This window comes from Streptococcus sp. 400_SSPC, from assembly GCF_001072745.1.
Taxonomy (GTDB): domain Bacteria; phylum Bacillota; class Bacilli; order Lactobacillales; family Streptococcaceae; genus Streptococcus; species Streptococcus xiaochunlingii.
Window position 1 is genome coordinate 25607 of the sequence record NZ_JVIQ01000043.1, and the last position, 8080, is coordinate 33686.

7 protein-coding genes are annotated in these 8080 nt (G+C 44.1%); all 7 read right to left on the reverse strand.

Going from position 1 to position 8080, the window contains the following annotated elements; all coding sequences use genetic code 11:
- Positions 1-16: 16 nt before the first annotated feature.
- The 7 genes from thrC to ADH49_RS05680 all read right to left on the reverse strand — a co-directional run bounded on the left by thrC (position 17) and on the right by ADH49_RS05680 (position 7626).
- The gene (gene thrC, locus ADH49_RS05655) at positions 17-1501 is read right to left on the reverse strand and encodes a threonine synthase (protein ID WP_048690579.1); all 1485 of its coding nucleotides are present in this window, start codon (positions 1499-1501) and stop codon (positions 17-19) included.
- 195 nt (positions 1502-1696) lie between these two features.
- Positions 1697-2287 carry an anaerobic ribonucleoside-triphosphate reductase activating protein gene (gene nrdG / locus ADH49_RS05660; RefSeq protein WP_048690582.1) on the reverse strand — a complete coding sequence of 197 codons (591 nt, stop codon included), beginning with the start codon at positions 2285-2287 and terminating at the stop codon, positions 1697-1699.
- Complete coding sequence (locus ADH49_RS05665; RefSeq protein WP_048690583.1) at positions 2284-2802, reverse strand: GNAT family N-acetyltransferase; 519 nt, start codon at positions 2800-2802, stop codon at positions 2284-2286. The genes nrdG and ADH49_RS05665 overlap by 4 nt, the downstream gene beginning before the upstream one ends.
- Positions 2803-2811: 9 nt before the next feature.
- The gene (locus ADH49_RS05670) at positions 2812-3312 is read right to left on the reverse strand and encodes a GNAT family N-acetyltransferase (RefSeq protein WP_048690585.1); all 501 of its coding nucleotides are present in this window, start codon (positions 3310-3312) and stop codon (positions 2812-2814) included.
- Between the two features lie 43 nt (positions 3313-3355).
- Entirely contained in the window at positions 3356-3496 is a 141-nt protein-coding gene (locus ADH49_RS10025) for a hypothetical protein (RefSeq protein WP_125330069.1), read from the reverse strand.
- A gap of 12 nt (positions 3497-3508) precedes the next feature.
- Complete coding sequence (gene nrdD / locus ADH49_RS05675; RefSeq protein WP_048690589.1) at positions 3509-5719, reverse strand: anaerobic ribonucleoside-triphosphate reductase; 2211 nt, start codon at positions 5717-5719, stop codon at positions 3509-3511.
- Between the two features lie 125 nt (positions 5720-5844).
- Entirely contained in the window at positions 5845-7626 is a 1782-nt protein-coding gene (locus ADH49_RS05680) for a heme transporter CcmD (RefSeq protein WP_048690591.1), read from the reverse strand.
- Positions 7627-8080 lie beyond the last annotated feature (454 nt).

Sequence of the window (8080 nt, forward strand, 5' to 3'; positions counted from 1 at the left end):
ATTTTGGGACTCCCACTTACAATCCCAAATAGGCTTCAACTGCAGCCTGCATATCTGTTGCTGCAACAGTTGTCTTGTGACGAACTGGAGCAGTTTCGAGACCATCCACTGCTGGTGGCAAGGCTACACCTGAGATTTCATGTAATTGAGCCAAGGCTTCAAAGTCGCTCAAACCTGATTTCCCTGTTACAGCTTCCACCGCAACCACTGGGAATTTGTAAGGACTAGCTGTTGATGCAATTACGGTCTTGGCCGCATCGCCTGTCGCTGCTTGGTATTTTTTATAAACTGCTGAAGCAACTGCTGTATGAGGGTCCTCAATATAAGCATCTGACTCATAAACACGCTTGATTTCTGCTGCTGTTTCTGCTTCTGTCGCATACTCGGCTGCAAAAAGGTCAAGGATTTCTTCATCAAAATCTGTCAATTCATACTGACCTTGCGTATTCAAGGCAGTCATGAGTTCAGCTGTCTTAACCGCATCATTTCCCAAAAGATGGAAAATGAGACGCTCCAAGTTTGAAGACACTATGATATCCATAGATGGGCTAGTGGTTACCTTAAACTCACGCTTCTTGTCATAGACACGAGTCTTAAAGAAGTCTGTCAAGACATTGTTGTCATTTGAAGCACAAATCAACTTACCGACTGGTAGGCCGATTTGCTTAGCATAAAATGCCGCCAAGATATTTCCGAAGTTTCCTGTCGGTACAGTGAAGTTAACCTTGTCACCAGTATTAATCTCGCCAGTTTTAATAAGTTGAGCGTAGGCATAAACATAATAAACAATCTGTGGGACCAAACGACCAATATTCATAGAGTTAGCTGATGAGAACTGGAGCTTGTTGGCTGCCAATTTTTCACGGAGGGCCACATCATTGAACATATGCTTCACATTTGTCTGAGCATCGTCAAAGTTTCCATCAATGGCGATGACATGGGTATTTTCGCCCGTTTGAGTGGTCATTTGCAACTCTTGCACCTTGCTGACACCGTCTTTTGGATAAAAGACGATAATTTCAGTACCTGGAACATCCGCGAACCCTGCCATAGCAGCTTTCCCAGTGTCACCAGATGTCGCTGTCAAGATAACAATTTTGTTTTCCAAGCCGTGTTTCTTAGCAGCTGTCGTCATGAAGTAAGGCAAGATCGACAAGGCCATGTCTTTAAATGCGATGGTTGAACCGTGGAACAATTCCAAGTTGTATTGACCATCAAGTTTGACAAGAGGGGCAATAGCTGGTGTATCAAACTTGCTGTCATAGGCATTGGTGATACAGTAGTCCAACTCTTCAGCTGTAAAGTCATCCAAGAAGGCTGACAAGACAAGTTTAGCTACCTCTTGATAAGAAGCATCTTTTAATGTGTCAAAATCCAAGTCCACCTTTGGATAACTCACTGGAGTAAATAAGCCTCCATCTGTTGCTAAACCTTGCAAAATCGCCTGGCTGGCTGTTACGGTATTTTTCGCATCACGCGTTGATTGATAAACTAATGTCATGTACATTTCCTCATTCTGTTCCTTAAGATACGAATTAGACTCCTCTAACTTTCGTACAATCTATTCCATTATACCATGAATTCTTGTGAATTTTGTCAGTGAGAATGAAATTGTCTGAAAAAAGAGCCCACTGCTTGCAAACTGAAAATCAACGAAAAACCTCTCTTCATCAATTTATCTGCCCTCCGACTCTGGCTACTCTCTTTTCACTTGTTCATAGGAGTCCTTGCCATCATTGAGCTTGTCCCAGATGACGACTTTTCCTTCTTTGAGGGATTTTTGAACATCAATGATCCGCTGGTTGGAAGAGCCACGAAACTGCAACATCAGGTTGCGCTTGCTCTTATCATAGCGACCATCCACCAGAATATCAATCAGCGAAAGTAGCTCCAATTTGTCCGGCGTCTCCAGCATCATTTCTTCCCAGGTGTAGCCGGTCCAAGACCAGATATCTTTGTCGGGCAATTCTCTTTTCACCCGCTTGACCAAGGGCAGCAGGATGCCAGTGTTGAGAAAGGGTTCCCCCCCAAGCAAGGTCAAGCCCTGAACATAGGGTTGGGCCAGATCGGCCATGATCTGCTCTTCCAACTCTTTGGTGTAGGGAATGCCTGCGTTGAAAGACCAGGTGGCTACATTGTAACAGCCCTCACAGTGAAACATGCAACCTGCTACATAGAGGGAGTTGCGTACTCCTTCGCCATCCACAAAGTTAAAAGCCTTATAGTCGATGATGCGCCCTTGACTCAGTTCTTCACTTTTCCATTCTTGAGGTTTGGGATTGTTCATGACACCTCCCCATCTAACTCTATCCAGTAGCGCTGACTTCTGTCGATTGTATTTTCGTAAACACCGCCAGCAGATAGAATCGTGCGACGGCTAGCTTCGTTGTCTTCATCACAGGTAATCAGCACTCGTTCTAGTCCTTGTTTTCGAGCCTCTGCTAGTCCTAGCTCTAGCTGCAACTTAGCCAAGCCCTTTCTGCGTTGACTGGGCCGGATGGAATAGCCAATGTGACCACCCTCTACAAATAATTTGTCATTCAAGGACAAGCGCAGGGCTAAAAAGCCCAGAGGGTAGCCAGTCTCATCAAAGGATAAAAATTGAATGGTAGGAACCCAGCATTCTGGCAGATTCTCAGTATCCTCCTGCTGCTCTACAATTCGCAACCAATCCGCAAAATCCTTTGCTCGCTTCCAAGTGGAGCCCATGCCACCGTGCATATAGGATTTTGCAGCATCGAACTCAGTAATCATCTCTAAAATCGCGTCTTTATCTTCTAAAGTTGGTCGTTGTAACTTCATAAACTTTCCTCAATCTAAATCAATCCAATAGCGCTCTTTCCCGCCTCGAACATCCTCTAAAGCTCCGCCATTAGTCAGAATCACTGCTCGACTGGCAGCATTGTCACTATCACAAGTCACTAAAGCACGTTTGATATTTTTACTTTTGGCTACTTGCAAGCCTTGCCGCAGCTGCTCTTTTGCCAATCCTTGCCCACGCGCAGAGGGACGGATACTATAGCCGATATGACCAGCATAATTCAGCAACCCCTCATTTAGTCTCAGCCGTAGATTCAAAAAACCTAAAGCATGGCCTGATTTATCAAACAATACGTACTGAATTGATGGAACACGATTTTCAGGCAAATTTATTCCCATTTCTTTTTGCATATTTGTCTCCAACCACTCTTCGTAGTCAAAGTTCTCAGCATCCCAAAATCCGCCATCGTGAGCTGATTGATTCGCTTCAAACTCTGCCATCATGTCTAATACAGTTTCTTTATCTGCTAGAGTCGGTCTGCGTAATTCCATCTTTACCTCCCCATACGAGAAAAGCGAGAGCGAACTCTCACTTTTATTTTTTCTTAGTCTTTTTTAAAAATTGCTCTCTTAGGCTGGCTACTCGGTCTTTTTTATTGATTCCGCCTGTCGAGTGCTTTTCGTGGAATCGTTGTACCTGAGCCTTGCCCTTATCGTCTAATTGATATTTTCCCATAATCTTCCTTTTCTAATCTGTCACTTGGTGTCCAGCTGATTTGATAGTAGAACCATTCATGTGTTTAACACGCGCAGCGATTTCCTTATGACGACCATTGACCATGGGGCGAGCTTGTGGGTTTCCAAGATAGCCACAGGTCCGTTTAACCACATCAACTGTTTTCGGATCGCTATTGCCACAATTAGGACAGGTGAAGCCCCGCTCGGTTGGCGTGAAGTCTCCTTCAAAGTCACACTTATAGCAACGGTCAATTGGGGTATTGGTTCCGAGATAACCAACCCTGTCATAAGCATAATCCCAAACTGCTTCAAGCGCTTTTGGATTTTGTTGGAGCACAGGGTATTCACAATAGTGGATGAAACCACCAGTCGCCCCAGCTTCTGGATAGACTTTTTCAAAATCCAGCTTCTCAAATGGGGTTGGGTTCTTGCGGACATCGTAGTGGAAACTATTGGTGTAGTATTCCTTGTCTGTGATATCCGGAACCTTCCCAAATTTCTCCGTATCCAGGCGACAGAAGCGGTCTGTCAAACTTTCTGATGGCGTCGAATAGATTGAGAAGTGGTAGTCATATTGGTCGGACCATTCTTCGACCCGTTTCTTCATATCCTTAATGATTTCGATTGTAAATTGTTTGGCTTCTGGATTTTCTTCCCAATTTGGACCATAAAAGACAGTCGCTACTTCATACAATCCAATATAGCCGAGTGAAATGGTTGCTCTGCGATGACGGAAGAGCTGGTCTACCTGGGCATATTTACCCAAACGCTTCCCAAAAGCGCCATATTGGTAGAGAATTGGGGCATTGGCTGGAGTCGCTTCCTTGGTCCGCTCTACCCGATAGATCAAAGCATCTTCCGCGATGTTCATCCGCTCATTAAAAATTTCCCAGAACTTTTCTTTATTCCCTTCTGACTCCAAGGCAATCCGAGGGAGATTGACTGTCACAACCCCTAGGTTCATCCGACCAGAATTGACTTCCACACCATTTTCATCCTTCCAACCTTGAAGGAAAGAACGACATCCCATGGGCACCTTGAAGGAGCCCGTCAACTCAACAATTTTGTCATAAGACAAAACGTCTGGATACATGCGTTTGGTCGCACATTCCAAGGCCAACTGCTTGATGTCGTAGTTGGGACTACCTGGTTCTAAGTTGAGGCCTCTTTTTAAACTAAAAATCAACTTAGGGAAAATAGCGGTCCGGTGTTCTGAACCAAGTCCTTTGATTCGAATTTCCAGAATGGCCTTTTGAATTTCCCGTTCGAAGCGATTGGTTCCAAGCCCAAAGCCCAGCGAAGTAAAGGGCGTTTGCCCATTTGAGGTAAAGAGGGTATTGATCTCGTACTCCAAGGATTGCATGGCATCATAGATATCTTTTTGAGTCTTGCTCCAAGCATAGTCCTCGCGTTTTTCAGGGAGAACCCACTCCTCTGCATCTTTCAAGTGCTTCTGATAATTCTTTTCTGCATAAGGAGCCAAGACTTCGTCGATCCGGTCAGCTGAGCAACCGCCATACTGGCTAGAGGCTACATTGGCAATGATTTGCGAGATCTGTGCCGTTGCAGTTTGGATGGACTTGGGACTTTCTACTTCTGCATTCCCAATCTTAAAACCATTGCGCAGCATGCCTTCAAAATCGATCAAACAACAGTTGGTCATCGGAGTGTAAGGGCTATAGTCCAAATCATGGTAGTGGATATCCCCTTTTTGGTGGGCATTGGCTACGTGTTTGGGCAACATTTTAAGACCAATAGACTTGCCGACAATTCCTGCTGTCAAATCGCGCTGGGTATTAAAAACATCGCTGTCCTTATTGGCATTTTCATTAACGACAGCTTGGTCCTTGTTGAGGAGCTTGCCGATGGTAAAGTTGATATCCGTTGCCTTTGAGCGCTCAAAATCACGCTGCGTGCGATAGGTAATATAGCTCTCGGCAATCGCATATTCATTGGCTTGCAACAACTCATGCTCAACGACATTTTGAATCTCGTAAATTTTTACGCCACGAGGGAAGCGTTCCAAAATTTCAGCCACAATCCGGTCTGTTACGGTTTCTAATTTCGCTTCCAAGGCCGGAGTGAGACCGGTCACTTCTTCTGTCGCTTTGACCAAAGCACGGTAAATTTTATCGACATCAAACTTGACCTTCCGCCCATCTCTCTTTTCTACAAAGAGTTGGGGGAGACTTTGGATATGCTCTTCTCGTAACGTTATCATAAGCTCGCCCACTTTCTTTTTTATACAAATAGAATTCACTCCATATTATATCACTCAAAAATAAAAAATCAATATCTTGTGTCAAAAAATGTCATTTCATTTTCAAACCACAAGATATTGATAGTCTATTTATATTGGTACAAGGTGTAATGCGAACCCTGCTGGTTCACTTTTTCATAACTTTGGGTTAAAACCTTTTGCATAGCAGACGTTACATCTAGGTCCTTATTGACCACAATAAACTTCGGCTTGTCTTGCTTAATCTGATTCGTCAGATTAGTTCGGTTTTCCTTCGGCCCCAGATAGGCTGTCGGAGTTAGAAGGGCTGAAGCGGCCAAGCGACCACTTTCCTGATAGAGATGGGCCGTCTGATCCCAAGCATATATGGTATCCTTGGAATCACTATGACTCTTGATATAGTGGGCAATCGTACTTCGTTCACTCGCTAGGTTGTTTTGGAGAACCAATTGATTCACAACTGGATACCCAACTAAATAACCTATTGCTAAGATCGGTAGGAAGGCTTGACTGGAGAAATAAAGCTCCCAGATAGAATTATTCTTCATCTTCCGGCGCTGATAAGTGGACTCATCCCCGGCAAACCAAAGAGCGAATAAGGGAAGACCAAAAGGTAACAAGCTAAGGAACTGATAGGCCCCTTGCTCTGGTGTACCAACCACAATTGCAACAACTAGCGGAAGACCAAACCAACTCATAAACCGGATCAAACGTTGACCACTTGTCGATACTTTTCGGAAGGACATGACGAAAGCTGAAGCAAAACCAAGCGTTAACAGCAATAAACAGTAATAAACTAAGTTGGCAAATAGGTGCCCCGCATCAAACTGGAGGGAGCGAAGACTATACAAGGTCTGATGAATCGCATATCCAAAAGAGCCGTTCCACACGGTGATGTAGCCTAAGGGATAAAAGACAAGAGAGAAACCCAAGAGGGCAGCAAGGAATTGATAGAAGCCGTGGGCAAATTTCTTTTGCTTCACATGATAGGCTGTCAATCCAAGAAAAGCAAGCAGATAAAAAATCACACTCAGCCATGGCACCATCATAAAGGCCAAACAGGCTCCTGCGCCATAAGCGACAAAGGATTCATCTGTTTTCTCACCCTCTAGATAAGCGAGAATGAAATTCATAGAGCCAAATAGGAAGGGCAGGGCGTAAAAGACAGCGTAATTGCCGCCAAATCCAAGCACTCCAGCAAGAAGGTAGAAGAGTAGCTGAACTTGTCCTGCAATTTTTTCACTTGCAACTAAGCTTCTGACCATCCGATACAGGCTCGTCCCAGCAAAAAAGTAGGCTAAAATCTGGAAGACCACCAGGAGAACTTGACCTCCTACCAAACTTCCTAAAGCGCTGATTCCGTAGTAGAGCAAACCATTGACCCCAAAGAAATGACCATAGGGAACTTGACCTTGAGACATTGCCCAACCGGCATATAAGTCCTGGGTTTGTTGATTGGTCGCCAGTAAGTTGATAAAAGGAAGGGCTACATGAACCAGCCCAAGTAGGACACTAAAAGCAATTGGTAGTGACAAGGGAACTGGTCGCTTAGTGGCGTAGCGCCCCAACGACTTTTCATCTTCTTGGTCTTCTAACGACTCTTCTACATCCTCTTGGTCTTTCGATCTCGCTTCAACCTTCTCTTTGCGACGATGACCAGATCGTGATAGGCGACTTAGAGTTCCGGCCGAAGCTTCTGTTTCCATCGCTTCTCCAGCAACCTGGCTCTCTTCCTGGTTCTGCTCTGATTCCACCGGTTGACTAGCTGTCAAAACTTCTTCTTCCCGACTAATCGATTGTTCCAATACCTTTCGTAGCTCTTGAGTATTTTGAAAACTGGACCCGACACTTAAGCCAAGTTTATGCGATTCTTTTTCTTTCTCACTCATACTTTGTTTTTCCTTTACTAGACTTGCAAGTGCTTGAGAGCACATGCATACCCTACTAGTATATCAAAAATGGACCCAACTGTCAGCTTTCTCCACAAGGAGAAAATAGAGGACAGACAAAAAAGACAGACTATTTTTTACTTAAAATAGCTAGATAATTTTTCAAAAAATTGACTTCTATTACTTTGAGTCATTTAAGAATCTCTGAAACTTTCCGCTGTGAGAAAAATGCTTGAAACACCATTTTTTCAAGTACTCGGGAGTTTTGGGAGTAAAACAGTTTGGGAAACTGTTTTAGCCTGAGCCCGGAAATTAAAGAGCGAGGGGGTTCAAAACGAATTGAACACAGGCTGCGGATTGTGTCAAAAAGATAAGTTCTCCTAGAATCTAAAGATTCTGCGTCAAACTTCCTATTTTGACTTTATCCGCAGACGCCCTTTGTATCTTAATAAGT